This window comes from Erwinia sp. E602 (genome assembly GCF_018141005.1).
Classification (GTDB): Bacteria; Pseudomonadota; Gammaproteobacteria; order Enterobacterales; family Enterobacteriaceae; genus Erwinia.
Map to the genome: position 1 here is coordinate 3,818,245 of NZ_CP046582.1, position 22,711 is coordinate 3,840,955.

Annotated in this window: 25 protein-coding genes and 1 tRNA gene; 10 read left to right on the forward strand and 16 right to left on the reverse strand. The window is 60.9% G+C overall.

The window, feature by feature from the left end:
- The first annotated feature begins 15 nt into the window (after positions 1-15).
- The 3 genes from GKQ23_RS19145 (at position 16) to GKQ23_RS19155 (ending at position 2,006) form a co-directional block, all read left to right on the forward strand.
- Positions 16-768, forward strand: a complete 753-nt coding sequence (locus tag GKQ23_RS19145; protein ID WP_212409169.1) for an electron transfer flavoprotein subunit beta/FixA family protein — start codon at positions 16-18, stop codon at positions 766-768.
- Position 769: 1 nt separating this feature from the next.
- Positions 770-1,708: an electron transfer flavoprotein subunit alpha/FixB family protein gene (locus GKQ23_RS19150; protein WP_212409170.1), complete on the forward strand. Its 939-nt coding sequence runs from the start codon at positions 770-772 to the stop codon at positions 1,706-1,708.
- Between the two features lie 79 nt (positions 1,709-1,787).
- A complete protein-coding gene (locus tag GKQ23_RS19155) occupies positions 1,788-2,006 on the forward strand; it encodes a response regulator transcription factor (protein ID WP_212409171.1) in 219 nt (72 codons plus the stop codon).
- Positions 2,007-2,124: 118 nt separating this feature from the next.
- On the opposite strand, the gene GKQ23_RS19160 is transcribed toward GKQ23_RS19155, so the two are convergent.
- The 9 genes from GKQ23_RS19160 to hpxU form a co-directional block, all read right to left on the reverse strand.
- Positions 2,125-3,900 carry an acyl-CoA dehydrogenase C-terminal domain-containing protein gene (locus tag GKQ23_RS19160; RefSeq protein ID WP_212409172.1) on the reverse strand — a complete coding sequence of 592 codons (1,776 nt, stop codon included), beginning with the start codon at positions 3,898-3,900 and terminating at the stop codon, positions 2,125-2,127.
- 130 nt (positions 3,901-4,030) lie between these two features.
- Positions 4,031-5,299, reverse strand: a complete 1,269-nt coding sequence (hpxK, locus tag GKQ23_RS19165; protein WP_212409173.1) for an allantoate amidohydrolase — start codon at positions 5,297-5,299, stop codon at positions 4,031-4,033.
- Positions 5,299-6,534: an alanine--glyoxylate aminotransferase family protein gene (locus GKQ23_RS19170; RefSeq protein ID WP_056233794.1), complete on the reverse strand. Its 1,236-nt coding sequence runs from the start codon at positions 6,532-6,534 to the stop codon at positions 5,299-5,301. Before GKQ23_RS19170 ends, hpxK begins: the two co-directional genes overlap by 1 nt.
- Before the next feature lie 110 nt (positions 6,535-6,644).
- Positions 6,645-7,379: an amino acid ABC transporter ATP-binding protein gene (locus tag GKQ23_RS19175; protein ID WP_056233792.1), complete on the reverse strand. Its 735-nt coding sequence runs from the start codon at positions 7,377-7,379 to the stop codon at positions 6,645-6,647.
- Complete coding sequence (locus tag GKQ23_RS19180) at positions 7,360-8,016, reverse strand: amino acid ABC transporter permease (RefSeq protein WP_212409174.1); 657 nt, start codon at positions 8,014-8,016, stop codon at positions 7,360-7,362. Before GKQ23_RS19180 ends, GKQ23_RS19175 begins: the two co-directional genes overlap by 20 nt.
- Positions 8,016-8,681: an amino acid ABC transporter permease gene (locus GKQ23_RS19185; protein WP_212409175.1), complete on the reverse strand. Its 666-nt coding sequence runs from the start codon at positions 8,679-8,681 to the stop codon at positions 8,016-8,018. The genes GKQ23_RS19180 and GKQ23_RS19185 overlap by 1 nt, the downstream gene beginning before the upstream one ends.
- A 10-nt stretch (positions 8,682-8,691) precedes the next feature.
- On the reverse strand, positions 8,692-9,477 hold the full coding sequence (locus tag GKQ23_RS19190; protein ID WP_212409176.1) for a transporter substrate-binding domain-containing protein: 786 nt from the start codon (positions 9,475-9,477) through the stop codon (positions 8,692-8,694).
- Positions 9,478-9,526: 49 nt separating this feature from the next.
- Positions 9,527-9,730, reverse strand: coding sequence for a hypothetical protein (locus GKQ23_RS19195; RefSeq protein ID WP_212409177.1), 204 nt, complete (start codon positions 9,728-9,730; stop codon positions 9,527-9,529).
- A gap of 42 nt (positions 9,731-9,772) precedes the next feature.
- Entirely contained in the window at positions 9,773-10,612 is an 840-nt protein-coding gene (gene hpxU / locus GKQ23_RS19200; protein ID WP_101505880.1) for a MurR/RpiR family transcriptional regulator HpxU, read from the reverse strand.
- Positions 10,613-10,727: 115 nt separating this feature from the next.
- Here hpxU and GKQ23_RS19205 point away from each other — a divergent pair, with 115 nt between their 5' ends.
- The 5 genes from GKQ23_RS19205 (at position 10,728) to GKQ23_RS19225 (ending at position 14,721) form a co-directional block, all read left to right on the forward strand.
- A complete protein-coding gene (locus GKQ23_RS19205; RefSeq protein WP_212409178.1) occupies positions 10,728-12,314 on the forward strand; it encodes a gamma-glutamyltransferase family protein in 1,587 nt (528 codons plus the stop codon).
- Between the two features lie 12 nt (positions 12,315-12,326).
- Positions 12,327-12,515: an oxalurate catabolism protein HpxX gene (gene hpxX, locus GKQ23_RS19210; RefSeq protein WP_056233778.1), complete on the forward strand. Its 189-nt coding sequence runs from the start codon at positions 12,327-12,329 to the stop codon at positions 12,513-12,515.
- The gene (locus tag GKQ23_RS19215) at positions 12,512-13,906 is read left to right on the forward strand and encodes an AtzE family amidohydrolase (protein ID WP_212409179.1); all 1,395 of its coding nucleotides are present in this window, start codon (positions 12,512-12,514) and stop codon (positions 13,904-13,906) included. Before hpxX ends, GKQ23_RS19215 begins: the two co-directional genes overlap by 4 nt.
- A gap of 4 nt (positions 13,907-13,910) precedes the next feature.
- Positions 13,911-14,294 carry an oxalurate catabolism protein HpxZ gene (gene hpxZ, locus GKQ23_RS19220; protein WP_212409180.1) on the forward strand — a complete coding sequence of 128 codons (384 nt, stop codon included), beginning with the start codon at positions 13,911-13,913 and terminating at the stop codon, positions 14,292-14,294.
- A gap of 103 nt (positions 14,295-14,397) precedes the next feature.
- Positions 14,398-14,721 carry a helix-turn-helix transcriptional regulator gene (locus GKQ23_RS19225; RefSeq protein WP_212409181.1) on the forward strand — a complete coding sequence of 108 codons (324 nt, stop codon included), beginning with the start codon at positions 14,398-14,400 and terminating at the stop codon, positions 14,719-14,721.
- A 480-nt stretch (positions 14,722-15,201) separates the two neighbouring features.
- Here GKQ23_RS19225 and GKQ23_RS19230 read toward each other — a convergent pair whose 3' ends face one another.
- The 4 genes from GKQ23_RS19230 to GKQ23_RS19245 form a co-directional block, all read right to left on the reverse strand.
- A complete protein-coding gene (locus GKQ23_RS19230; protein ID WP_212409182.1) occupies positions 15,202-15,909 on the reverse strand; it encodes a PAS domain-containing protein in 708 nt (235 codons plus the stop codon).
- Positions 15,910-16,110: 201 nt separating this feature from the next.
- A complete protein-coding gene (gene puuE, locus GKQ23_RS19235) occupies positions 16,111-17,070 on the reverse strand; it encodes an allantoinase PuuE (RefSeq protein ID WP_056233769.1) in 960 nt (319 codons plus the stop codon).
- Positions 17,071-17,106: 36 nt separating this feature from the next.
- On the reverse strand, positions 17,107-17,847 hold the full coding sequence (gene hpxA / locus GKQ23_RS19240) for an allantoin racemase (RefSeq protein ID WP_056233768.1): 741 nt from the start codon (positions 17,845-17,847) through the stop codon (positions 17,107-17,109).
- Entirely contained in the window at positions 17,847-18,563 is a 717-nt protein-coding gene (locus tag GKQ23_RS19245; RefSeq protein ID WP_056233766.1) for a GntR family transcriptional regulator, read from the reverse strand. Before GKQ23_RS19245 ends, hpxA begins: the two co-directional genes overlap by 1 nt.
- A 144-nt stretch (positions 18,564-18,707) precedes the next feature.
- On the opposite strand from GKQ23_RS19245, the gene GKQ23_RS19250 reads away from it, so the two are divergent.
- Complete coding sequence (locus GKQ23_RS19250) at positions 18,708-20,204, forward strand: NCS1 family nucleobase:cation symporter-1 (protein ID WP_212409183.1); 1,497 nt, start codon at positions 18,708-18,710, stop codon at positions 20,202-20,204.
- A gap of 106 nt (positions 20,205-20,310) precedes the next feature.
- On the opposite strand, the gene GKQ23_RS19255 is transcribed toward GKQ23_RS19250, so the two are convergent.
- Together GKQ23_RS19255 and dnaQ are read right to left on the reverse strand one after the other, a co-directional pair.
- A tRNA-Asp gene (locus GKQ23_RS19255) sits at positions 20,311-20,387 on the reverse strand.
- A 133-nt stretch (positions 20,388-20,520) separates the two neighbouring features.
- Positions 20,521-21,276 (reverse strand): DNA polymerase III subunit epsilon, encoded by a 756-nt coding sequence (gene dnaQ / locus GKQ23_RS19260; protein WP_056233763.1) that lies wholly within the window; start codon positions 21,274-21,276, stop codon positions 20,521-20,523.
- A 247-nt stretch (positions 21,277-21,523) separates the two neighbouring features.
- On the opposite strand from dnaQ, the gene rnhA reads away from it, so the two are divergent.
- Positions 21,524-21,991 (forward strand): ribonuclease HI, encoded by a 468-nt coding sequence (gene rnhA, locus GKQ23_RS19265; RefSeq protein ID WP_056233761.1) that lies wholly within the window; start codon positions 21,524-21,526, stop codon positions 21,989-21,991.
- On the opposite strand, the gene GKQ23_RS19270 is transcribed toward rnhA, so the two are convergent.
- Entirely contained in the window at positions 21,976-22,698 is a 723-nt protein-coding gene (locus GKQ23_RS19270; RefSeq protein ID WP_212409184.1) for a methyltransferase domain-containing protein, read from the reverse strand. The genes rnhA and GKQ23_RS19270 overlap by 16 nt on opposite strands.
- Positions 22,699-22,711 lie beyond the last annotated feature (13 nt).

Genomic DNA, 22,711 nt, shown 5'->3' on the forward strand with positions numbered 1-22,711 from the left:
CATCGGGGGTGACGGATGAAGATTATGGTGGCGATTAAGCGGGTGCTGGATCCCAACATCAAGGCTCAGGTCAGGCCCGACGGCAGCGGCATTGAGCTCAGCAACCGTAAAATGGCGATGAACCCCTTCTGTGAAATCGCCGTTGAAGAAGCCGTGCGCTTAAAAGAACAAGGGGTTGCGTCCGAAGTGCTGGTGGTCAGCGTCGGCGATGCCGCCGTTCAGGAGCAGCTGCGCAGCGCGCTGGCGCTGGGTGCCGATCGGGCTATTCATCTGCAGACGCCCGCCCCCCTCAGCAGCTCGCTGGCGGTGGCGAAGCTGCTGAAAATCATTGCGGAACGCGAACGGCCGCAGCTGATCCTGCTGGGCAAGCAGAGCATCGACAGCGACAACTACCAGACCGGGCAGATGCTGGCCGGGCTGCTGGACTGGCCGCAGGCGACCGCCGCCTCGGCGATCGCGCTGCAGGGGGAGGAAGCCATCGTTACCTGCGAGGTCGACAGCGGTTTGCGCACCCTGCAGCTGCGGCTGCCGGCGGTGATCACCAGCGACCTGCGGCTGAATACCCCGCGCTATCCGGCGCTGCCCAGCATCATGAAAGCGCGGCAGAAGCCGCTGGAGGTGCTGTCAGCAGACGTCACCGGCGTGGCGCTGGCCGGTACGCAGCGGCAGCTCAGCGTTACGCCCCCCGCGGCGCGTAAACCGGGCCGGCGGGTGTCATCGGTGGCCGAACTGGCCGGCCTGATCCGCTCACTCAGCGAGGAGAACTGATATGGCAAACTTAGTCCTGGGCGGTCATCAGGACGGACGGCTGTCGCCCGCCACACTCAGGGTACTGGCTGCCGCCCGCGCCATCGGCGGCGAAAGCGATCTGTTGATCGTCGGCAATGAGATTACGCCACCGATCGCCGAAGCCCTCACCCTGCCCGGCGTGCGTCACGTGCTGTCGGCAGACGATGAGACCTTTCGCCACCCGCTGGCGGAAGACGTCGCGCCGCTGCTGGTCAGCCTGGCCCCCGGCTACAGCCATATTCTGGCCGATGCCTCAGCGGACGGGAAAAGCCTGCTGCCACGCGTGGCGGCGCTGCTTGATGTGGATGCCGTGACGGGGGTAAGCGGGGTGATTGACGCCAGCACCTTCAAACGGCCGGTGTACGCCGGTAACGGTATTGCCGTGGTGCAGTCGCAGGCGGCCGTTAAAGTGCTTACCGTGATGAGCAGCGCCTTTACGCCGGTTGCCCGCGAGGGCGGACTCGCCAGCCACCAGCCGCTAAGCGGGCCGTTCCACCGTACAGAACGAACCCGCTGGCTGAGCGAAAGGTCGGCCAGTCCTGAAGGGCGGCCTGAGCTCACCACCGCCAGCGTGGTGATCGCCGGCGGGCGCGGCATGAAGAGCGGTGAAAACTTCAGCCTGCTGTATCAACTGGCCGATAAGCTCGGCGCGGCGGTGGGAGCCTCACGGGCGGCGGTCGACGCCGGGTTCGTCGCCAATGAGCTGCAGGTCGGGCAGACCGGCAAGGTGGTCGCGCCAGTGCTGTATATCGCGGTGGGGATCTCCGGGGCGATCCAGCACCTGGCCGGCATGCGCGACTCAGGGACGATCGTGGCGATCAACAACGATCCCGACGCGCCGATCTTTGCCGTTGCCGATTATGCGCTGGAGGCCGACCTGTTTGATGCCCTGCCGGAACTCATCAGGCTGCTGTCCTGAGCATTAACACCTTTTGTTTATACGCCGGGGGCGAATTTGTCTAGCTTGTGCAAAGGATGACCGTCAACAAGGTGAGTTTATGCAACCCGTCAGAAGCGTATTAAGCCCGCGAGAAACCACGGTGCTGTCACTGATTGCGGCAGGACACTCAAACAAGGAGATCGCTATTGTCCTTGCCATCACGCCCGAGACCGTTAAATCGCATATCAAACACATTCTGATTAAGCTGACCGCCCGTAACCGGGCGCAGGCGGTGTCGCTGGCCCAGCGTTCCGGGCTGCTGGCCGATATGCCCTGAGCCAGCCTGGTCAGGCAACGCTGCGCCGGGCCAGTATCTCCGCAATCGGTCAGGCAACGCTGCCGGGCAAGTGCCTCCGCAACGGGTCAGACAACGCTGCCAATCCGGGTGCCCCCTCTCAGAAGTCGTCAGGTTTCATCACGCTAAGAGTATTGCCACCAGCCTCTACGCAGATAATCAGGCTGTGAATGCGTGGCAGGATGCGGGCGTAGTAGAAACGAGCGGTCTGCAGCTTAACGCGATAGAAGTCCGGCTCGCTGTCGAGTTTTCGCAGAGCAATATCCGCCGCCCGCAGCCACAGGTACGCGTGCGTGAGATAGCCGATGATATGCAGGTACTCCGTCGCCGCCGCGCCCGCCTCGTCAGGATCCTCGCCGAGGCGGGCCAGCAGATTTTGCGTCAGGCTCTCCACATCGCCCATCACCGCCTCCAGCTGCGGGTTAAACTCGCTGCGGATGGCCGGGGCAACGCCGGTCATAAATTCGCGGATCTCGCTGAGCCACTGTGTTAAAAACTGCCCGCCACACTTCAGCGTCTTGCGCCCCAGCAGATCGGCGGCCTGTACGCCGTTGGCGCCTTCATAGATCTGGGTGATGCGCGCATCGCGTACCAGCTGCTCTATGCCATGTTCGCGGATATAACCGTGGCCGCCGAAAATCTGCTGTCCGTCCACGCAGCAGGCAAACCCCATATCGGTGGAGAAGGCTTTGGCGACGGGCGTCAACAGCGCCACCAGGTTCCCTGCCCGCACACGTTCATCGCTCTCCTCGCTGTACTTTTCCAGCTCAAGCAGTCGGGCAATATAGCCGATTAAGGCACGCCCCCCCTCGGTCAGGGCTTTCATGGTCAGCAGCATACGCCGCACATCACCGTGCGCGATCAGCGGCTGCGGCGGTGAACCAGCGGGGGCACCAACGGCGCGCCCCTGCAGGCGTTCGCGCGCGTAAGCCACGGCACGCTGGTAAGCGCGTTCACCGACCGCCACGCCCATATTGCCCACGCCCAGCCGCTCGTGGTTCATCATGATAAACATCGCCTGCAGTCCCTTGTTCTCCTCCCCCAGTAACCAGCCCTTCGCACCGTCAAAATTCATCACACAGGTCGCCGAGCCGTGGATGCCCATCTTATTCTCTACCGATCCGCAGCTCAGCGCGTTATGTGGCCCCAGCGCGCCCGCCTCGTCCGGTAGCACTTTCGGTACCAGAAACAGCGAGATGCCCCGGCTACCCGCCGGGGCGTCCGGCAGCCTGGCCAGTACCAGATGGATAATATTTTCGGTCAAATCCTGTTCGCCGCCGGAGATGAAAATTTTAGAGCCGCTGATGCGGTAGCTGCCGTCCGGCTGTTTTTCGGCGCGGGTACGCATCAGGCCCAAATCGGTGCCGGCCTGCGATTCGGTCAGGCACATGGTGCCCGCCCATTTACCGGCAATCATGGGCGGCAGATAGCGCTGTTTTAACGCCTCGCTGCCGGTGGCCGCGATCGCCGTACAGGCGGCACTGGTCAGGCCGCTGTACATGGTGAAGGCGATGCCGGCGGCATAGAACATCTCGTTGGTTGCCATGCCAACGCTGGCCGGCATGCCCATGCCACCGAACTCTACGGCGGCAGCAATACGGTTCCAGCCACCGCCGACAAAGGCATCGAATGCGTCTTTAAAGCCCGGCGGCGTGGTGACCTTCCCCTGTTTAAAACGTACCCCGTCCCGATCGCCCGTCGGGTTTAGCGGGTCGATAATCTCAGCAGCCACCGTAGCAGCCCCGGAAAGTACCGCCGTGGCGGTGTCGTCATCAAGGTGGTTGAGACCGGGCAGGCGTTGCCAGCGCTGCTGGCTGGCAAACATCTCCTGGCGGACAAAAGACATATCGCGGAGTGGTGCTTGATAGTGTGACATTCCTTTTCCCTCATCTGCTGGGCCGAAACAGGCCTGATAATGAGGGTAAGGAAAAGCGGACGGGTTTATTATCCCCTGAACAGGGGTCGCGGCGGCACACGGGCGGCCGCCGCGGCTGACGGACGAACGGTTATTCTGAGCGGCGGGTGGCGAAATCGCTGACCACTTCCACGTACGCCTGCAGCGCCTGAGCGACGTCGCCCGGCAACACCGCTTCCGCCGGATGGTGGCTGATGCCGCGATCGCAGCGCACAAACAGCATGCCCACCGGCCAGCGTTCGGCCACCGCGATGGCATCATGGCCGGCACCGCTCGGCAGCGCCAGGCTGCGCCCCTGAACACGGGTCACCGCGCGGCCGAGCGCCGCCTGCAGCCCGTCATCGCAGGCGGTGGCCGGAATGCGGTAATACTCGTCTGAGCTGAAGGTCAGGCCACGACGCAGGGCGATAGCTTCCGCCTGCACCAGCAGGTCCGAGAGCAGCTCGGCCAGCGGCCGATCCTGCGGGCCGCGCACGTCCAGCGTCAGCGCCACTTCGCCGGGGATGACATTAACCGCACCCGGCTGGCACTGCAGCGTACCGACCGTCGCTACCAGCTGCGGATCGTGCTGCGGCGTGCGCTGCTCAACGTAGACCATCCACTCCGCCGCCGCCGCCAGCGCATCTTTGCGATGGCTCATCGGCACCGTGCCGGCGTGGCCGGCCTCGCCGGTAAAGCGGCAGTTCAGGCGGCGGGCACCGTTAATCGCGGTGACCACCCCCAGCGCCAGCTGCGCCTGTTCGAGGCACGGCCCCTGTTCGATATGCAGCTCGAGATAGGCGGCAAAGTCCTCAACGTCGCGCGCCGCCTGCCACAGCAGATGCGGCTTCAGACCGATATCGCGCATCGCCTGCTCAACGGTAATGCCGTTGCCGTCCGGGTGCGACATCCAGCTCTCCGGCCAGCTGCCGGTCAGCCCGCGGCTGCCGAGCAGGGTGATGCCAAAACGCGTGCCCTCTTCGTCGGCAAAGCCGATAATTTCCAGCGCCAGCGGCAGCCGCTGGCCGCGATCGTGCAGGTACTGCACGGTTTCAATCGCCGCCAGCACCCCCAGCATGCCGTCGTAGCGGCCGGCGTTGCGCACGGTATCCAGATGCGACCCGAGCAGGATCGCCTGCGCGGCCTCGGTCTGGCCTTCGTAACGGCCGCAAATGTTGCCGACGCTGTCCTGCCATACGTGCATGCCCGCCGCCTTCATCCATTTGCCCACCAGCGCGTTGGCGCGCAGATGCTCCGGCGACAGGTAGACGCGGGTCAGCATGCCCGGCGTTTCGCTGAGCTCAGCCAGCGCATCGCAGCGAGCCATCACCCGGGCGGCGGCGACCTGCGCCGCCTGTGCATTTAACAGGCAATCGCTCATCAGCAGCTCCCGCGGTAGTGATCCCAGGCCGCCTGCATCGCTGCGCCCTGGGTGGTGCGGAAGCCGAGGTGGTTCAGCACCGCTTCCAGCGCGCTCAGCGTCTGCATCACGCAGTCCTTACGCGCGTTGTAACCCATGGTGCCGATGCGCCACACTTTGCCAATCAGCGGGCCAAAGGAGGTGCCAATCTCTATGCCGAAATCCTCCAGCATCAGCTTACGTACCTGGTCGCCGTTGACCCCGGCCGGGATCATCACCCCCAGCACGTTGTTCATTTTGTGCGTCAGGTCGCCGAAGGTCTCCAGCCCCATGCCCTGCACGCCTTTCAGCAGCGCGTCGCCGTGCAGCTTGTGGCGAATGATCCCGTTATCCAGCCCCTCTTCGAGGATCAGCCGGGCGCACTCGCGGGCGCCAAACAGCGCGCTGGTGGCTTCAGTGTGGTGATTGAGGCGCTCCGGCCCCCAGTAGTCCATGATCATGCCAAGATCGAAGTAGTTGGAGTAGATCATCTCGTCTTCACCGTCCTGATGGGCGTCGGTGCGAATGCCGGCCTCCACGCATTTGCGCTGGCGGATCACCGCCTCCATCTGCGGGCTGAGGGTAATCGGCGAGGTGCCGGACGGGCCACCGAGGCACTTCTGCATCCCGGCGGAGACCGCATCCAGCCCCCAGGCATCGGTCTCCAGCGCATTACCGGCAAAGGATGCCGTGGCGTCGGTGTAGAACAGCACGCCGTGGCGGCGGCAGATCGCCCCCAGCTCTTCCAGCGGCTGTAGCATGGTGGTGGAGGTGTCGCCCTGTACCGTCAGCAGCAGACGCGGTTTGACCTTTTTGATCGCGTCTTCAATCTGGTCCGGCGTAAACACCTCACCCCACGGCACCTCAATGGTGTGTACCTCAGCACGGCAGCGGCGGGCGATCTCACACAGCAGATGGCCGAAGCGACCAAATACCGGCACCAGCACCCTGTCGCCCGGACGGATCGCCGACAGCAGGATCGCTTCGATGCCGGCGCGCGAGGTGCCGTCGATCAGCAGCGTCCACTGATTGTCGGTGCGGAACACGGCGCGGTAGAGCGCCATCACCTCATTCATATAGTGGGTCATCGCCGGGTCATACTGACCGATCAGCTGGCTGGACATCGCGCGCAGCACGCGCGGGTCAGCGTTGATCGGGCCCGGCCCCATCAGCAGGCGCTGTGGCGGGTTGATTTGCGAAATTGTTGATAAGTCCATTAGCGTTCCTTTAGCTGATACTAAGCGTCGGCTGCGGCTCCTGCTCAGGGCGCAACCCGCGTTAAACCGTGAGGCCCGGCACACGTTGTGTTCAGGCGGTCGGGAACGGATTACAGCCCGCGCACCGACGAGATAAATTGTTTCAGTTCAGCTGTCTGAGGTGCGGCAAACAGCGTTTTGCTGTCGCCCTGCTCCCAGACGCGCCCCTGGTGCATAAACACCACGCGATCGCCCACTTCACGGGCGAAATTCATTTCGTGGGTCACCAGAATCAGGGTCATGCCCTCTTTCGCCAGCTGTTCCAGCACTTTCAGCACTTCGCCTACCAGCTCGGGATCGAGGGCGGAGGTGATCTCATCACATAACAGCACCTTTGGCGACATGGCCAGCGCGCGGGCGATCGCCACGCGCTGCTGCTGCCCGCCGGAGAGGCTGGAGGGATAGTAATCCATCCGTTCACCCAGCCCGACTTTTTCCAGCATGCGGGCGGCCAGCTCGCGGCACTCCGCCTGGCTTTTTTTCAGCACCCGGCGCGGGGCCAGCATCACGTTTTCCAGCGCGGTCATATGCGGGAACAGGTTAAAGCTCTGGAACACCATGCCCACCGAGCGGCTGATTTCACGCGCCTGGCTGTCGCGATCGGTGACGGTAATGCCACCCAGCTTGATGCTGCCTTCCTGATAGCCTTCCAGCCCGTTCATGCAGCGCAGCAGGGTACTTTTTCCCGAGCCGCTGCGGCCGATAATTGAGATCACTTCCCCGGCTTCAACGTCGAGATCCACGCCCTTCAGTACGTGATTGTCGCCGTAATATTTCTGCACCTGATTAATGGTGATGAGCGGCATTGAATTTCTTCTCCAGATACTGGCTGTAGCGGGACAGCGGATAACACATCAGGAAGTAGCCCAGCGCCACCAGCCCGAACACTTTAAACGGTTGATAAGTGACGTTGTTAAGGATGGTTCCGGCCTTGGTCAGCTCAATGAAGCCGATAATCGACGCCAGCGCCGTCCCCTTCACCACCTGCACGGCAAAGCCGACGGTGGGGGCAATACCGGTGCGCAGCGCCTGCGGCAGCACCACGCGATACAGGGTCTGACCGAAGCTCAGCCCCAGGCAGCGGCAGGCTTCCCACTGCCCTTTCGGCAGCGCCTGCACGCTGCCGTGCCAGATATCCACCAGGAACGCGCTGGTGTAGAAGGTCAGCGCCAGCGACGCGGCCGTCCACGGCGAGACGTCAATGCCGAACAGCGCCACGCCAAAGAAGGCGAGGAACAGCTGCATCAGCAGCGGCGTGCCCTGAAACAGCGCGCAGTATCCGCTAATCAGCCGGTTTGGCCAGCGGCGGCGCAGCAGGCGCACCATAACCAGCGGCAGCGCGACCAGCGTACCGCCGACAAAGGCGGTCAGCGACAGCATCAGGGTCCAGCGCGCGGCCAGCAGCAGATTGCGCAGAATATCCCAGTCGGTAAAGGTGTTCATCAGGGCTGTTCTCCAAACCATTTGCGCCCGGCGGCGAGCAGCAGCTGACGCATCGCTATCGACAGCAGCAGGTAGATCAGGGTGGTCACCAGGTAGACTTCAAAGCTTAAAAACGTCCGTGACTGAATCAGGTTGGCGGCGAAGGTCAGCTCCTCGTAGGAGACCTGCGACACCACCGACGAACCGAGCATCACGATAATGCACTGACTGACCAGCGCCGGGTAAATCCGCTTCATCGCCGGTGGCAGCACCACCCGCAGAAAGGTCTGGCTGCGGCTGAGGCCGAGCACCCGGCCGGCCTCCCACTGCCCTTTCGGCGTCACCTGAATGCCGGCGCGGATAATCTCGGTGCTGTAGGCACCGAGGTTAATCAGCATCGCCAGCAGCGCGGCTTCGCCCGCCGTCAGTTTCAGCCCGAGATTCGGCAGGCCAAACACGATAAAAAACAGCTGTACCACAAACGGCGTGTTGCGGATCAGCTCAACGTAGATGCCCCAGATGCGGCTCAGCAGCGAAGGCTTGCCGCTGCGCAGCGCCGCGCCGAGGATCCCCAGCCCGACGCCGCCCACCGTGGCCAGCACCGTCAGCTGGATGGTTACCCACAGGCCGGCCAGCAGCTCCGGCCAGTAGGGCCACAGGGCGGGAAAGTTCAGTTGCCCAATCATCGCTCGGCCCTTATGCGCCGAGGTCGGCAGGCAGCGGCGCTTTCAGCCACTGTTCAGACAGCCCGTTCAGCGTCTTATCCTGGATGGCCTGCTCAATCAGCGCGTCCACTTTCGCCTTCAGCGCCGGTTCATTTTTCTTCAGGCCGATGTAGCACGGCGAGTCTTTCAGCATAAACTGCGCCACCGGCGCTTTATCCGCGTTCTGGCGGGAGATCGCCGCCACCACCAGATTGCCGGTCGCCACATACTGCACCTGGCCTGAGAGATATGCGGAGAGCGTGGTGTTGTTATCTTCGTAACGTTTTAACTGGGCATCTTTCGGTGCCACCTCGGTCAGCACCATGTCTTCCACCGCACCGCGGGTCACGCCGATGGTTTTGCCGCTCAGGCCGGCGGCCTCTTTCAGCGTGCCGTCTTTCGGGCCAAACACGCCAAGGAAGAACGGCGCATAGGCGCGGCTGAAGTCGATCACCTTCTCACGCTCCGGATTTTTCCCCATGCTGGAGATCACCAGGTCGACCTTATCGGTCTGCAGGTAAGGGACGCGGTTGGCGCTGGTCACCGGCACCAGCTGCAACTTAAGTTTCATCTGTTTCGCCAGGTACTTCGCCATATCGATATCGTAACCCTGTGGCTGCAGATCGGTGCCGACCGAGCCAAACGGCGGGAAGTCCTGCGGTACGGCAATACGGATAACACCACGTTTTTCAATATCCTGCAGCTGATCTGCATGGGCTACCGTTGCCTGAGTGAACAGCACCGCACCGGCCAGTAATGCGAATAAACCTTTTTTCATTTTCTCTTCCCCGGTTAATACATCATGAAACGAAAGATTCTTAAAGAGATTATTTGCAACTAATGTGCCAGCGCGCGTTGACCGGAAAGATTTTCCTGCTGGCCGGGCCGATCCGGACCAATGACGGATTTAAAATGCCTTGCTGTTCCTGATGTTGAGAGAAAAACAGCACACCATTTGCTGCGGACATCCGGCGATCGCCGCAGGTACCGCGCAGAAACCAGCGCCGTTCAGACAATAAAAAGGGGCGCATCCTGCGCCCCAAAAACATGCAAAGCACCAAAGCGGTGCCCCACTATCGCTGTTCCAGCTCGTCCAGCTGGCCGTACAGCCCGGCAATCTGATGAATACGCTGGCGGCCGTCGCTCAGCAGTTCGTGCAGCACCGCGTTGGCCAGCAGGTTGATCAGGCTGTTGGCAGCGGCGTAGCTGTCAAAAGCGGAAACGCTGTCCAGCGGCGCGCACAGCTGCCAGCGCGCCAGCGCTATCACCGACTGCGCCTGCGGTTCGCACAGCGCCAGCGTGGGGATCTGCCGCTGCTGCAGCTGCTGCAGCAGCGGGCGAATAATGCGCGGACGGCGGCGGAAGGCCATCACCACCACCAGATCGTCAGGGGTCAGATCCACCAGCTCTTCCGCCAGCGTCTGGCCGGGCTGCGGCAGCACCTGCACCTGCCCGCGCGCCTGCAACAGCTGCTGCCGCAGGTGCAGCGCCAGCGGCCACGAGTTACGCATCCCGATGATAAACAGACGCTTACTGCTGACCAGTGCCTGTACCACCTCGCCCAGCTGCACGCTGTCGATGCCGTTAACCCACTGGGTCAGGTTGGCCATCTCCTGCTTATAGTGGCGCGCCAGCAGGGTGTTACCCTGTACCGCGTCGCGATTATCGGTCAGCGGCATGCCGCTCTGGCGCAGGGTGCGCAGCTCATCGCGCATATCCTTATACTTCTCATAGCCCAGCCGCTTAAACAGCCGGCTGACGGTGGCTTTGGACACGCCGCTCAGGCGCGCCAGCTCGGCGCTGTTATAGCTAATCAGATCGTCGAAGTGGTCGAAGACAAAGTCGGCAATCCGCTGCTCCTGTGGTGAGAGCTGTTCGTACTGACTGCGCAGTCGTTCATCAAGCTGCATCATGCTAGAGTCCCTGTAACTTTTGTTTCATTCACCTGATGGTATACAAAAGCCGTGCCTGAAAAAACTGGAACGGCGATTGCTTTAGTCAGGGCACCGTTGATTGAGGACGATAAACATGAACCAAAGCAATATGGCCCCGCTGGGGATGGCCGTCACCCCGCATCATCTGGCCAGCGAGAGCGCGCTGTCGGTGTTACGCGAAGGGGGTAACGCCATTGAGGCGATGGTGGCCGCCGCCGCGACCATCGCGGTGGTCTATCCGCATATGAATGGCCTCGGGGGCGATGGCTTCTGGCTGATCGTGCCGCCGCAGGGCGAGCCGATCGCCATTGACGCCAGCGGGGCGGCCGGCTCGCTGGCGACGATTGATTTCTATCAGGGAGCGACGACCATCCCCCATCGCGGCCCGCGCTCGGCGCTGACCGTCGCCGGCACGGTCAGCGGCTGGGCGGAAGCGCTGGAGGTCTCCCGCGAGCTGGGTGGCCAGCAGCGGCCGCTGGCAAGGCTGCTCAGCGACGCCATCCGCTATGCGGCAGACGGTATTCCGGTTACCGAGTCGCAGGCCGCCGCCACCCACGGCAAACGGCCCGAGCTGGAGGGACAGCCCGGCTTCGCCAGCACCTTTCTGCCTGACGGTGAGGTACCGCGTGCCGGCAGCCGTTTCACCCAGCCGGAGCTGGCCGACACGCTGATCCACCTGAGCGAAGCGGGGCTGGAGAGTTTCTACCGCGGGCCGCTGGCGCACCGGCTGGCCGCGTCGATGGCAGAGTTAGGGATGCCGATCACCCTGCAGGACCTCAGTAACCAGCGGGCCAGGCGGCGCACCCCGTTGCGCATCCGGCACCAGTACGGCGAAGTGTTTAATATGACCCCGCCGACCCAGGGCCTGGTGTCGCTGGCGATCCTCGCCATCACCGACCGCTTGCCAATGGCCGAAGCCAGCGAAGCGCAAACCCTTCACCGCATTGTTGAAGCCACCAAGCTGGCGTTCGGGCTGCGTGACCAGTACATCACCGACCCTTTGCATATGCATGAGGAGATGCAGGCGCTGCTGGACGGCGACCGCCTGGCACAGCTGGCGGCACAGATTGACGATACCCGCGCGGCCCCGTGGGGCACCAGCAAAGGGCCGGGCGATACGGTCTGGATGGGGGTAATGGACAGCAGCGGGCTGGCCGTCTCCTTTATCCAGAGCATCTATCACGAATTTGGCAGCGGCGTGGTGCTGCCGGGCACCGGGATTACCTGGCAGAACCGCGGCGCGGCGTTCAGCCTGGATGCCAGTCATCTGCTCGCGCTGGCACCGGGCAAACAGCCGTTCCATACGCTGAACCCGGCGGCGGCGCGGCTTAACGACGGCCGTACAATAGTCTACGGTTCGATGGGCGGCGACGGCCAGCCGCAGACCCAGGCCGCGATCTTCACCCGCCACGTGGTACAGGGAATGCCGCTGCAGCAGGCGATAAGCGCGCCGCGCTGGCTGCTGGGCCGCACCTGGGGCCAGTCTTCCGACTCGCTGAAGCTGGAGGGGCGTTTCAGCGCGGAGACCGTCGCCACCCTGCGCGCCCTCGGCCATGAGGTGGAGATGCTGGCAGACTTTAGTGAAGCAGTGGGCCATGCCGGGGCGATCGTACGCCATAATAACGGCATGCTGGAAGGCGCTTTCGATCCGCGCAGCAACGGCAGCGCGGCCGGTTTTTAACAGGAGACGATCATGACGCAGTATCACGCCGACTGGGCGATCTATATCTCACAGATGGAACAGGTCCTCGGGCTTGAGCTGGACGACGCGCGCCGCGCGGAGCTGCTGGTGCAGTTTACCCGCATCGCCGGGATGGCCGGGCCGTTAATGAACTTCCCGCTCGACGACCGGCTGGAAGTGGCAGGAGTGTACAAAGCATGAGCCTGCATGACCTGTCGATTCAACAGCTGAGCGCGGCGTTCTCCGCTGGCGAGCTGAGCGCCCGCGAGATTGCCGGCCAGACGCTGGCGGCGATCCACCAGCGTAATCCGGCGATCAACGCCTGGACTCACGTCACCGACGATCGCATGCTGCAGGAGGCCGATCGCCTCGATCGCCTGCGCCGCGAAGGTCAGCCGCTGCCCGCGCTGGCCGCCGTGCCCTATGCGGTAAAAAACCTGTTTGACGTTACCGGCCACAGCACGCTGGCCGGTGCCAGCCTGTTCAGCGAACGGGCACCGGCGCGGCAGGATGCCTGGGCGGTGCAGCAGCTTAACCGCAGCGGCGGCCTGCTCTCCGGCATGCTGAATATGGACGCCTACGCCTACGGTTTTACCACCGAGAACAGCCACTACGGCGCGACCCGTAATCCGCACGATCTGACGCGCATCGCCGGCGGCTCCTCCGGCGGGTCGGCGGCGGCGGTGGCCGCCGGGCTGGTCCCCTTCTCGCTCGGCAGCGATACCAACGGTTCGATCCGCGTGCCGGCCTCGCTGTGCGGCATCTTCGGCCTGAAACCGACCTTCGGCCGCCTGTCGCGCGGCGGCAGCCATCCGTTTGTCGCCAGCCTTGACCATATCGGCCCGTTTGCCCGCCGGGTCAGCGACCTGACGCTGGTCTATGACGCCCTGCAGGGGCACGATGACGCCGATGCCTTCCAGGCCGACGCGCCGCTGCAGCCGGTGATGCCGCAGCTGGAACGCAGCGGCGAAGGATTACGCTGCGGCGTGCTCGGCGGCTGGTTCAGCGAGTGGTGCGATGACGACGCGCGCGACGCGGTGGCCCGCGCGGCGCGCGCGCTGAACGCCACCGAGACCTACGAGCTGGCGGACACCGACCTGGCGCGCACCTCTGCGTTTATCATTACCGCCTCGGAAGGTGGCAACCACTATCTGCCGGCCCTGAAGCGTGCGCCGCAGGACTTCGAACCCGCCTCACGCGAGCGCCTGCTGGCCGGCGCGATGCTGCCCGGAGCCTGGTACGTGCAGGCGCAGCGCTTCCGCCGCTACTGGCAACAGCAGGTGCTGCCGCTGTTTGAGCAGGTCGACGTGCTGATCGCTCCGGCCACCCCGACCAGCGCCACCCCGATCGGCCAGCAGACCATGCACATCAACGGCCAGGATCTGCCAATCCGCGCCAGCATGGGGATGCTGACCCAGCCGATCTCCTTCCTCGGCCTGCCGGTGGCCAGCGTGCCGCTGCAGACGCCCGGCGGATTACCCATCGGCCTGCAGCTGATCGCCGCGCCGTTTAACGAAGCCGCCTGCCTGCGCGCCGCCCGTGCGCTGGAGCAGAGCGGACTGGCCAGGGCGGTGCTGCCCGTTATGGAGTGATGTAATGAGAACTGAAGATATCGATCGTCCGGCGGTGGTTGCCGAGGTCACCGCCGCCTTTTACCGCTACGAGCAGGCGCTGATCGGTAATGATATTGCGGTACTGGATGAGCTGTTCTGGCACGATCCCCGCACCGTGCGGCTCGGGGCCGGGGAGAATCTCTACGGCATTGACGCGATTCGGGAGTTTCGCGCCGCCCGGCCGTCGGCCGGACTTGACCGCCAGCTGCGTAATACGGTGATCACCTGCTACGGCGACGACATGGCGGTGTGCAGCACCGAATTTACCCGTGAAGGGAACGATAATATCGGCCGCCAGCAGCAGACCTGGATCCGCCTTCCTGAGGGCTGGCGGATCGTGGCGGCGCAGGTCAGCATCATGCGCTAGGCCGCGCCGGCACTGGCCTGCGCCGAAGTCAGTAAAACTCACGGTGGCGTGGGCCAGGGGCCGGTGTTACAACTTCCCCTGTTGACCAAACAGGGAGCAAAAAATGAGCAATCATCCGCACGTTACTGTTTCTGATGCACACCCAAACCCGCAGGACGAAAACCCTCCACCTGCCGATAAAGACTGGCACCGTAATGAAATTATCTGCGCAATCCATATGACGGGAGGGTCGGTAGCGTCATTGTCACGCGCACACGGGTTAGCCGAGGGAACGCTGGCTAACGCGCTTAACCGCCCGTGGCCGAAGGGGGAGCTGATTATCGCCAACGCGATTGGCGTCAACCCCGAACAAATCTGGCCCAGCCGTTTCTTAGCCCGCCGTGAGCGGGATCGCTTCAGGGGAAGGCAGAAGCGCAGATATCCGTAGGCGGTTTCTGCATTTCGGCAATGGAGATTAGCGTATAACTATTCAGGGATATGTGTTTTCGTCGTCACCGCTCAATTCGTCAGTCATCTTCCTGAATCTCATTATTTATTTTTTGCAATGCTATCAGTTACTTCTCTTTTCCTCCCGGCCGTAGTAGTTTCACTGGAATTTATCGGGGTATGGTGGGGAATTTTTATCTCTGCACGGGTCAGGGAGGCCAGTAGGGTGAATGAGTACGGGCAGACGATGGCGGCTTTTCGCTTACCTCGTTCGCTGATCACCTTCTTCGGAATCACCAGCATAGGTACTGCGTTGCAGTCGGGGAAAATGGAGTGGGTGTTTATTATTAACACGATTCTACTAGCTCTGGTTATCTTATTAAAACTAACCAGAGAGTCAAAAAATCGTTAAAAGGAATACTGCAAGCGACTCATTAGATGCAGAAGCGCCAGATAGCTTCTGCATCAAAACTCGAAAAAGTCAGCTTCCGAAGGGAATAATCGACTCACAGGTTTTAAAAATACTCTGTGGGATGAAATTATTGAAACCATTTTCAATGCAGTAATCGATTAGACCTCGTTTGTTACCCACGCCTGCTTTTTTATAAATCCGACAAAGCGTATCTTCCACTGTTCGGTTGGACACGCCGATCGCTCTTTCAATCATTTTAGGTGTAAAAGACTGGCACGTGTAGAAAATAACCTCCCATTCTTTAAGCGTAAACAGATTATCCGGTGGCGTGAATATAAGTGAAGTCGGTATTTTAATTTTTTTAATCCGAGTGATAGCAATAGAATCAACAGGCCTATTGTGCGCAATAATGCCAAGCACCTCACCAGACTGTCCTATTATTGGAAACTTATCACAATACCATGGCTGAAAAAAATCATCGTTTCCAACTTTATGTATTTCTACTGAGGTCATTCTGTCGCGATGTTGCTCAACTTTTCTGTCATGCGCCTGAAATTCCGGTTCAAATTCATGTATTGCTACAGGCAACTCTCCATCATAACGCCCTTCAAGATTAAAACCTTCAGGAATTGTCAAAAAACGCCTAATCTCTTTATTAGCATACACAAACTGTGATTTTTTGTTTTTTACCCACCAGGATTCACCACTCCCTTCCCAATAGCGAATCAAGGGGGCAATAATACTCTCTATTTCGGCATCTGCATCCTTATCACTCATGCTTTCATCTCCATATCCACTAATAAAAAACTATTCGGTTCTAATCCGGGAATGAGTGAGTATAAATTTTGAAGAGAAAAAGTAATCAGGGCAAGTAAAATTAAAGCACGAAGTGAATAGTAATTTATTGAATTAACGATTTTTGTGATGGAAAGGATAACTCGAAAAGATAAAGGACGAGCCCACGCTCGTCCTGAACGCTTACATCACCGGGGCGGGGTGTTTTTTCATCCAGTGATCGGCGATCTGCTGGCGGGTGCAGATCCACACCCTGTCGTGCTGCTGGATATGATCGAGAAAACGCTGCAGCGCGCGGAAGCGGCCGGGGCGGCCGAGCAGGCGGCAGTGCATGCCGATCGACATCATTTTCGGTGCCTCTTCGCCCTCTTCATACAGCACGTCAAAACTGTCGCGCAGGTAGGTATAGAACTGCTCGGCGGTGTTGAAACCCTGCGGGGTGGCAAAGCGCATATCGTTGGTTTCAAGGGAATACGGGATAATCAGGTGCGGCTTCACCGTGCCGTCCAGGCAGGTAACCTGGGTCCAGAACGGCAGGTCGTCACCGTAGTAGTCGCTGTCGTAGGTCAGGCCGCCCTGCTCCACCACCAGCCGGCGGGTGTTCGGGCTGTCGCGGCCGGTGTACCAGCCGGTGGGTGTTTTGCCAAACAGGTCGGTCAGCGTGTCCAGCGCCAGCTGCATGTGCTGCCGCTCGGTTTTCGCATCCATCCCCTGATAGTGGATCCAGCGCCAGCCGTGGCTGACCACGTCGTAATCCGCCGCTTTGATCGCCTCAACGATTTCCGGGTGACGCGCCAGCGCCATCGCCACGCCAAATACGCTCAGCGGCAGCCCGCGTTTCTGAAACTCGTTGTGAATGCGCCAGAAACCGGCGCGGGAACCGTATTCGTACAGCGAGTCCATCGACATATGGCGCTCGGGATAGCTGGCCGCGCCGATAATATCCGAAAGAAACTGCTCGGAGCCGGCGTCGCCGTGCAGCACGTTGTTTTCCGCGCCCTCTTCGTAGTTGAGGACAAACTGCACCGCAATGCGCGCCTTCTTCGGCCAGGCCGCGTGCGGCGGCTGTCCCGCATAGCCGCGCAGGTCACGCGGATAGTTTTTGTTGAAGCCGTACTCTTTCTTTTCGGGAGTATCACTCATAACCAGCATCCTGTGTTGTCGGCGTGCGTTATCACCTTAGTTTAGGCGCTCAAACTGACCGGACAGCCTTTTCGCCACCGGATAATCCAGATCGCCGTGTTTGCTGGTGCCCAGCCCCAGCGCCAGCAGCGATTCAACCATTTTCACCGCCGCGCCTACGCCGTCGATCACCGGCAGCCCCAGTTCACGCGTCAGTTCCTGCGCCAGGTCCGCCATGCCGCCGCAGCCGAGCACGATCGCCCCGCTGCCGTCTTCGCGTTTGGCCTGGATACAACGCTGGCGCACTTTCTCCTGCGCCACGCCGCTGCCGTCTTCCAGCGCCAGCACCGGCAGGTCGATGGCGTGGATCGCGGCGCAGTGGTGCACAAAACCGTACTGCTGCAGCAGGTGCCGGGCAATCACCACCGTGCGCGGCAGCGTCGTAACGATGGAGAAACGGGTGGCCACCAGGGTGGCCACATGCATCGCCGCTTCGGCAATGCCCACCACCGGCCCGGAAGCCAGCTCACGGGCGGCCAGCAGCCCCGGATCGCCAAAGCAGGCGATCACGTGGCCGCGTGCGCCCTGCTCACGGCCGGCTTTGACCTGCTCGAGCACGCCGATGGCGGCTATCGCCTCATCAAAGTGGCCTTCGATGGAGGGCACGCCCTGTGCCGGGCACACCGCCAGAATATCGGTGTTCGCCCCGGCCACCGCCCGCGCGGCGCGGCCGATGGTTTCGGTCATCGCCAGGCTGGTGTTAGGGTTAATCACCTGGATCAGCTGTCGGTTACTCATCACTCCACTCCTTTACCTGCAAACAGCCGGGCGAAATCCGGCAGGGTTTCGCCGCCGCGTTCAAAGCGCAGGCTGGCCACAATATGATCGAAATGTTGCCGTAGTGCGTCAGTCAGCGGCACCAGCGCCCGCTCGCGCAGCAGTATCAGCAGCTGGTCGTGATCGTCACAGCGGCAGCCCTGCTTCCAGGGGGAGCCATAGGCCGCTACCACCAGCGAGGAGCGCTGGCTCAGCCGGGTGACCATTTCGGTCAGCACCTGATTGCCGGAGATCGCCTGCAGCTGGATGTGAAAGGCGGCGGAGAGGCGGATCGCGGCGGCACCGTCGTGAGCGTCATGCGCCTGCTGCTCCTGGCGGATCAGCTTTTCCAGCGCCGCCAGATGCGGCGGCTGGCAGCGGGCCAGTACGTCAGCCAGGTTGGCGCACTCCAGCAGGCAGCGGGTGTGGAAGATATCCTGCGCCTCTTCCACGGTCGGCGTGGCGACCTGCGCACCACGTTTGGGCGTCAGGGTGATCATTTGCACCGCTGCGAGGCGCTGCAGCACCTTACGAATGCCGGTGCGGCTGACGCCAAACACCTCAGAGAGGGCCTCTTCCGGCAATTTACTGCCCGGCGGGAGCTGGTGCTCCACGATCGCCGTCATTAGCGCCTGGTAGATCGGCTCATCCTTATCATTCAGGTCAGAGGCCGTTTTCAGCCCGGTTTCACTCTTCATTTTTCGCTCCGTCAACATCATCGCCCTGGCAAATCGTACACAGTATTCGTCATTTTTGTATACATGAAATTACGATCTGGCCTGGATCCTGCAATACCTGATGCAACCCAACCGGTTTTATCATCTCTTTGAGGAGCAGGTTTCATGCCAAACAGTCAAATGAGTTCCCAGGACGCGGCCGCAGAAGCCCGTGCCAACTACAGCCCCCGGCTGTGTAATGACGATCTCGCCCCGACCCGTGACCAGAACTGGAGCTGGTACAACATCTTTTCGTTCTGGATGTCCGATGTACACAGTATGGGCGGCTACGTGGTGGCGGCCAGCTTCTTCACCCTCGGCCTGGCCAGCTGGCAGGTGCTGTTGTGCCTGCTGGCCGGAATCTGCATCGTGCAGCTGTGCGCCAACCTGGTGGCGAAGCCCAGCCAGATGGCGGGCGTGCCCTACGCGGTGATCTGCCGCCAGGCCTTCGGCGTGTTCGGGGCGAATATCCCGGCGGTGATCCGCGGGCTGATCGCGTTTGCCTGGTACGGTATTCAGACCTACCTGGCGGCTAACGCGCTGATGCTGGTGTCGCTTAAGTTCTGGCCGGCGCTGACGCCGATGACCCAGGTCAGCTGGCTGGGCCTGTCACAGCTGGGCTGGCTCTGCTTCGGCATTATGTGGCTGCTGCAGGCGATGGTGTTCTGGCACGGGATGAACGCGATTAAGCGCTTTATCGATATCGCCGGGCCGGCCGTGTACGTGGTGATGGGCGCGCTGGCGGGATGGATTGTATACAAAACCGGCTTTGACGGCATTTCGTTCACTCTGGCCAGCAAGTCGCTGACCGCCGGTGAGCAAACGTGGCAGATGATTACCGCCACCGCGCTGGTAGTCTCCTACTTCTCCGGCCCGCTGCTTAACTTTGGAGACTTCTCCCGCTACGGCAAAAGCATGGGCGAGATCAGACGCGGTAACCGCTGGGGACTGCCGTTCAACTTCCTGCTGTTCTCAATTGTTACCGTGGTGATCGTCTCCGGTACCCAGTCGCTGTTTGGCCGTATGATCGTTGACCCGATTGAGACCGTCAGCATGGTCGGCAGCGACCTGGCGGTGGCGATTGGCCTGTTAACCATGATTACCGCCACCATCGGCATCAACATCGTGGCCAACTTTGTCTCACCGGCCTTTGACTTCTCTAACTGCTCGCCGCAGAAGATCAGCTTCCGCACCGGCGGCATGATTGCCGCGGTAGGCTCGGTGCTGCTGACGCCGTGGAACCTGTTTAACTCACCGGAGCTGATCCACTACACGCTGGACGTGCTGGGGGCATTCATCGGTCCGCTGTTCGGTATTCTGCTGGTGGACTTCTACATCGTTAAGCGTGGGAAGGTGTCGGTGGATGATCTGTTTGACGCGACGCCGGCCGGTAAATACTGGTATCGCGGCGGCTTTAACCCGAAAGCGATTGGTGCACTGCTGCCCGCCGTGGCCATCGGCCTGGTGATCAGCTTTATCCCGTCGTTACACGCGGTGGCAAACTTCAGCTGGTTTATCGGCGTGGCGCTGGGTGCGGGTGCCTATCGCTGGATGTCGCGTGAGGAAGTGAGCCGCGAAGCCACACCGGCTTACGCTGCAAACGTCGTGATGCAGAAAGAGTGATGATGCAGTAAGAGTGATGTGAGAGAGGGCCGGTTAATCCGGTCCTTTTTTTAAAGCGCATAAAAGACAAAAGGCCGATTCCTGAGAATCGGCCTTTCTTAATACTTGGCGGAACGGACGGGGCTCGAACCCGCGACCCCCTGCGTGACAGGCAGGTATTCTAACCAACTGAACTACCGCTCCGCGCTTTATTCCCCGTCGGGAACGAGGCGAATATTACGGACAGGTACGCTATACGTCAACGCTTTTTAACCGGTTTTATTTTAAGTGCTCTTTTTTTATGCTTAACGGGCTTTTTCTGTCGCAATTTAGCCACTTACTGCGCGGCGTCCTCTGACGGGCGCCATAAACAGCTGCCGCCTTTTTTCATCACCAGGTCCAGACGGGCCTCATGCAGCGCGCATTCGTCTGCGCTGGCGCGCACCACGCGCAGACCCGACGACGGCCGCACAATGCGTTGAATGGTCTCTTCCCCTTCCTGTTTGTCGCGTTCGCCCTCCATAGAAAAAGTCAGCGAGGTCTGCCCGCCGGTCATGGTCAGGAAAACTTCGGCGAGGATTTCGGAGTCAAGGAGTGCGCCGTGCAGCGTACGCTTGCTGTTGTCTATTTCATAACGTGAGCAGAGGGCGTCGAGGCTGTTGCGCTTGCCCGGAAACATCTTACGAGCCATCGCCAGGCTGTCGGTTATCTGGCAAAACGTTTCGGTTTTACCGATGCCCCGGTTCAGCTTGCTGAATTCATAGTCCATAAAGCCGATATCGAACGAGGCGTTATGGATCACCAGCTCCGCACCATCGATATAGGCGAGGAACTCGTCGGCAACGTCGGCAAAGGTCGGTTTATCCGCCAGAAATTCATCCGCAATACCGTGCACGCCGAACGCTTCCGGATCGACCAGCCGATCCGGTTTCAGGTAGACGTGGAAGTTATTGCCGGTCAGACGGCGGTTGACCACTTCTACGGCACCGATTTCGATAATGCGGTGCCCCTCATAGTGGACGCCAATCATGTTCATACCGGTGGTTTCGGTATCAAGCACGATGACCCGTTCGGATGTACTCTGGAAACTCATGACGTTTACCCGGTGGTTAATCAGTCGTGGGCGCAGGCCCGCTGGAGAAAGTGTCGCAGGTGCATACCCTGCGCGATTGCCCGACAGGGTAACACCAGCCGGGCCGGTAAGTCATGCTCCTGGGGGCGACAGACTGCACCGGCAGCGGCATCAACCCGTCGCGATCGCCAGTAAATGCGCTTTTTGCCATGCTCGCGGCAGCACTTTATGTCAGACTTGGCGTTTTACAGCGGGAAGACGGGCAAAAATGTTAAAGCAGGTTGAGATTTTCACCGACGGATCCTGTCTGGGTAACCCAGGCCCCGGCGGTTACGGCGCGATTTTACGTTTCGGTAAACATGAAAAGGAGTTCAGCGCCGGATTTCGGCTGACCACCAATAATCGCATGGAGATGATGGCGGCGATCGTCGCGCTGGAAGCGCTGAACGAGCAGTGCAACGTGGTACTGAGCACCGACAGCCAGTACGTGCGTCAGGGGATCACCAGTTGGATCCATAACTGGAAAAAGCGCGGCTGGAAGACCGCCGATAAAAAGCCGGTGAAAAACGTCGACCTCTGGCAGCGGCTGGACAAGGCGCTGAGCCACCATGAGATCCAGTGGAAGTGGGTTAAAGGGCACGCCGGTCACGTGGAAAATGAGCGCTGTGATGAACTGGCGCGATCGGCGGCGGGCAAACCGACCGCCGATGATATCGGATATCAGTCCGGCTCCTGATGCTTACGGAATGGGCTTGCGCTGACCGGGCTGAGCGCACGCCTGGCGGCGCTTCTCTTCGCCGGGTTTCTGGTAAGCGGGAAGGTACGCTTACGGGCGACGATCATATGCATACAGCCCAGCGCGGGCAGGTGCGTGCTGATCACCTTACCGCCTTGTCGGCTCCAGGGCAGGACCTGAAACCCGCTGCGCTGTACCACTTCGTAATTGAGCAGGCTCAGCCAGTCGAGCAGGCGCAGGGTGGTGAACATTCTGCTGTTCCACGGCATCTTACGGTGCACGCCCGGAATAAGCTTCCCTACGCCCAGCACGCTGAACAGATTGAAACCGCTGATGATCATCCAGCCATCGTCAATCAATACCCGATCGACTTCGCGCAGAATGCGGTGCGGATCGCTGCTCCAGGCCAGCGTGTGCGCCAGCAGGCAGGCATCCACCGATTTTGACTCAAAGGGCAGGCTCAGCGGCGAGGCGATCACCTGCAGATTATCACCGCTCTCGCCGACGCTGACCTGATGTGAGATGCCACAGGCGTCGGTAGCAATCTCTGCGCTCAGGCTGCCGATTTTTAACAGGTGAAAACCGTAAAGTTTCGCCAGCGTGGGCTGCAGGTGATGGGATAGCGCATCGCGGTAAAACTCTCCGCAAGGCATCTGCGCCCATTGGGTCGGAACCGGGCGGATTTGACGTGTTTTAGCGGGCTTCATGCTTTAACATCTT

Bases quoted from the DNA above. Each gene is read 5' to 3' on its own strand.
- GKQ23_RS19190 (WP_212409176.1), bottom strand. From the start codon at position 9,477: ATGAAAAAAGGTTTATTCGCATTACTGGCCGGTGCGGTGCTGTTCACT.
- GKQ23_RS19270 (WP_212409184.1), bottom strand. From the start codon at position 22,698: ATGAAGCCCGCTAAAACACGTCAAATCCGCCCGGTTCCGACCCAATGG.
- GKQ23_RS19250 (WP_212409183.1), top strand. From the start codon at position 18,708: ATGCCAAACAGTCAAATGAGTTCCCAGGACGCGGCCGCAGAAGCCCGT.
- hpxA (WP_056233768.1), bottom strand. From the start codon at position 17,847: ATGAGTAACCGACAGCTGATCCAGGTGATTAACCCTAACACCAGCCTG.
- GKQ23_RS19145 (WP_212409169.1), top strand. From the start codon at position 16: ATGAAGATTATGGTGGCGATTAAGCGGGTGCTGGATCCCAACATCAAG.
- GKQ23_RS19155 (WP_212409171.1), top strand. From the start codon at position 1,788: ATGCAACCCGTCAGAAGCGTATTAAGCCCGCGAGAAACCACGGTGCTG.
- GKQ23_RS19225 (WP_212409181.1), top strand. From the start codon at position 14,398: ATGAGCAATCATCCGCACGTTACTGTTTCTGATGCACACCCAAACCCG.
- hpxU (WP_101505880.1), bottom strand. From the start codon at position 10,612: ATGATGCAGCTTGATGAACGACTGCGCAGTCAGTACGAACAGCTCTCA.
- GKQ23_RS19175 (WP_056233792.1), bottom strand. From the start codon at position 7,379: ATGCCGCTCATCACCATTAATCAGGTGCAGAAATATTACGGCGACAAT.
- GKQ23_RS19205 (WP_212409178.1), top strand. From the start codon at position 10,728: ATGAACCAAAGCAATATGGCCCCGCTGGGGATGGCCGTCACCCCGCAT.
- hpxZ (WP_212409180.1), top strand. From the start codon at position 13,911: ATGAGAACTGAAGATATCGATCGTCCGGCGGTGGTTGCCGAGGTCACC.
- GKQ23_RS19160 (WP_212409172.1), bottom strand. From the start codon at position 3,900: ATGTCACACTATCAAGCACCACTCCGCGATATGTCTTTTGTCCGCCAG.
- GKQ23_RS19150 (WP_212409170.1), top strand. From the start codon at position 770: ATGGCAAACTTAGTCCTGGGCGGTCATCAGGACGGACGGCTGTCGCCC.
- GKQ23_RS19195 (WP_212409177.1), bottom strand. From the start codon at position 9,730: ATGCGCCCCTTTTTATTGTCTGAACGGCGCTGGTTTCTGCGCGGTACC.
- GKQ23_RS19170 (WP_056233794.1), bottom strand. From the start codon at position 6,534: ATGGACTTATCAACAATTTCGCAAATCAACCCGCCACAGCGCCTGCTG.
- GKQ23_RS19185 (WP_212409175.1), bottom strand. From the start codon at position 8,681: ATGATTGGGCAACTGAACTTTCCCGCCCTGTGGCCCTACTGGCCGGAG.
- puuE (WP_056233769.1), bottom strand. From the start codon at position 17,070: ATGAGTGATACTCCCGAAAAGAAAGAGTACGGCTTCAACAAAAACTAT.
- GKQ23_RS19245 (WP_056233766.1), bottom strand. From the start codon at position 18,563: ATGAAGAGTGAAACCGGGCTGAAAACGGCCTCTGACCTGAATGATAAG.
- GKQ23_RS19180 (WP_212409174.1), bottom strand. From the start codon at position 8,016: ATGAACACCTTTACCGACTGGGATATTCTGCGCAATCTGCTGCTGGCC.
- hpxX (WP_056233778.1), top strand. From the start codon at position 12,327: ATGACGCAGTATCACGCCGACTGGGCGATCTATATCTCACAGATGGAA.
- rnhA (WP_056233761.1), top strand. From the start codon at position 21,524: ATGTTAAAGCAGGTTGAGATTTTCACCGACGGATCCTGTCTGGGTAAC.
- GKQ23_RS19230 (WP_212409182.1), bottom strand. From the start codon at position 15,909: ATGAGTGATAAGGATGCAGATGCCGAAATAGAGAGTATTATTGCCCCC.
- dnaQ (WP_056233763.1), bottom strand. From the start codon at position 21,276: ATGAGTTTCCAGAGTACATCCGAACGGGTCATCGTGCTTGATACCGAA.
- hpxK (WP_212409173.1), bottom strand. From the start codon at position 5,299: ATGAGCGATTGCCTGTTAAATGCACAGGCGGCGCAGGTCGCCGCCGCC.
- GKQ23_RS19215 (WP_212409179.1), top strand. From the start codon at position 12,512: ATGAGCCTGCATGACCTGTCGATTCAACAGCTGAGCGCGGCGTTCTCC.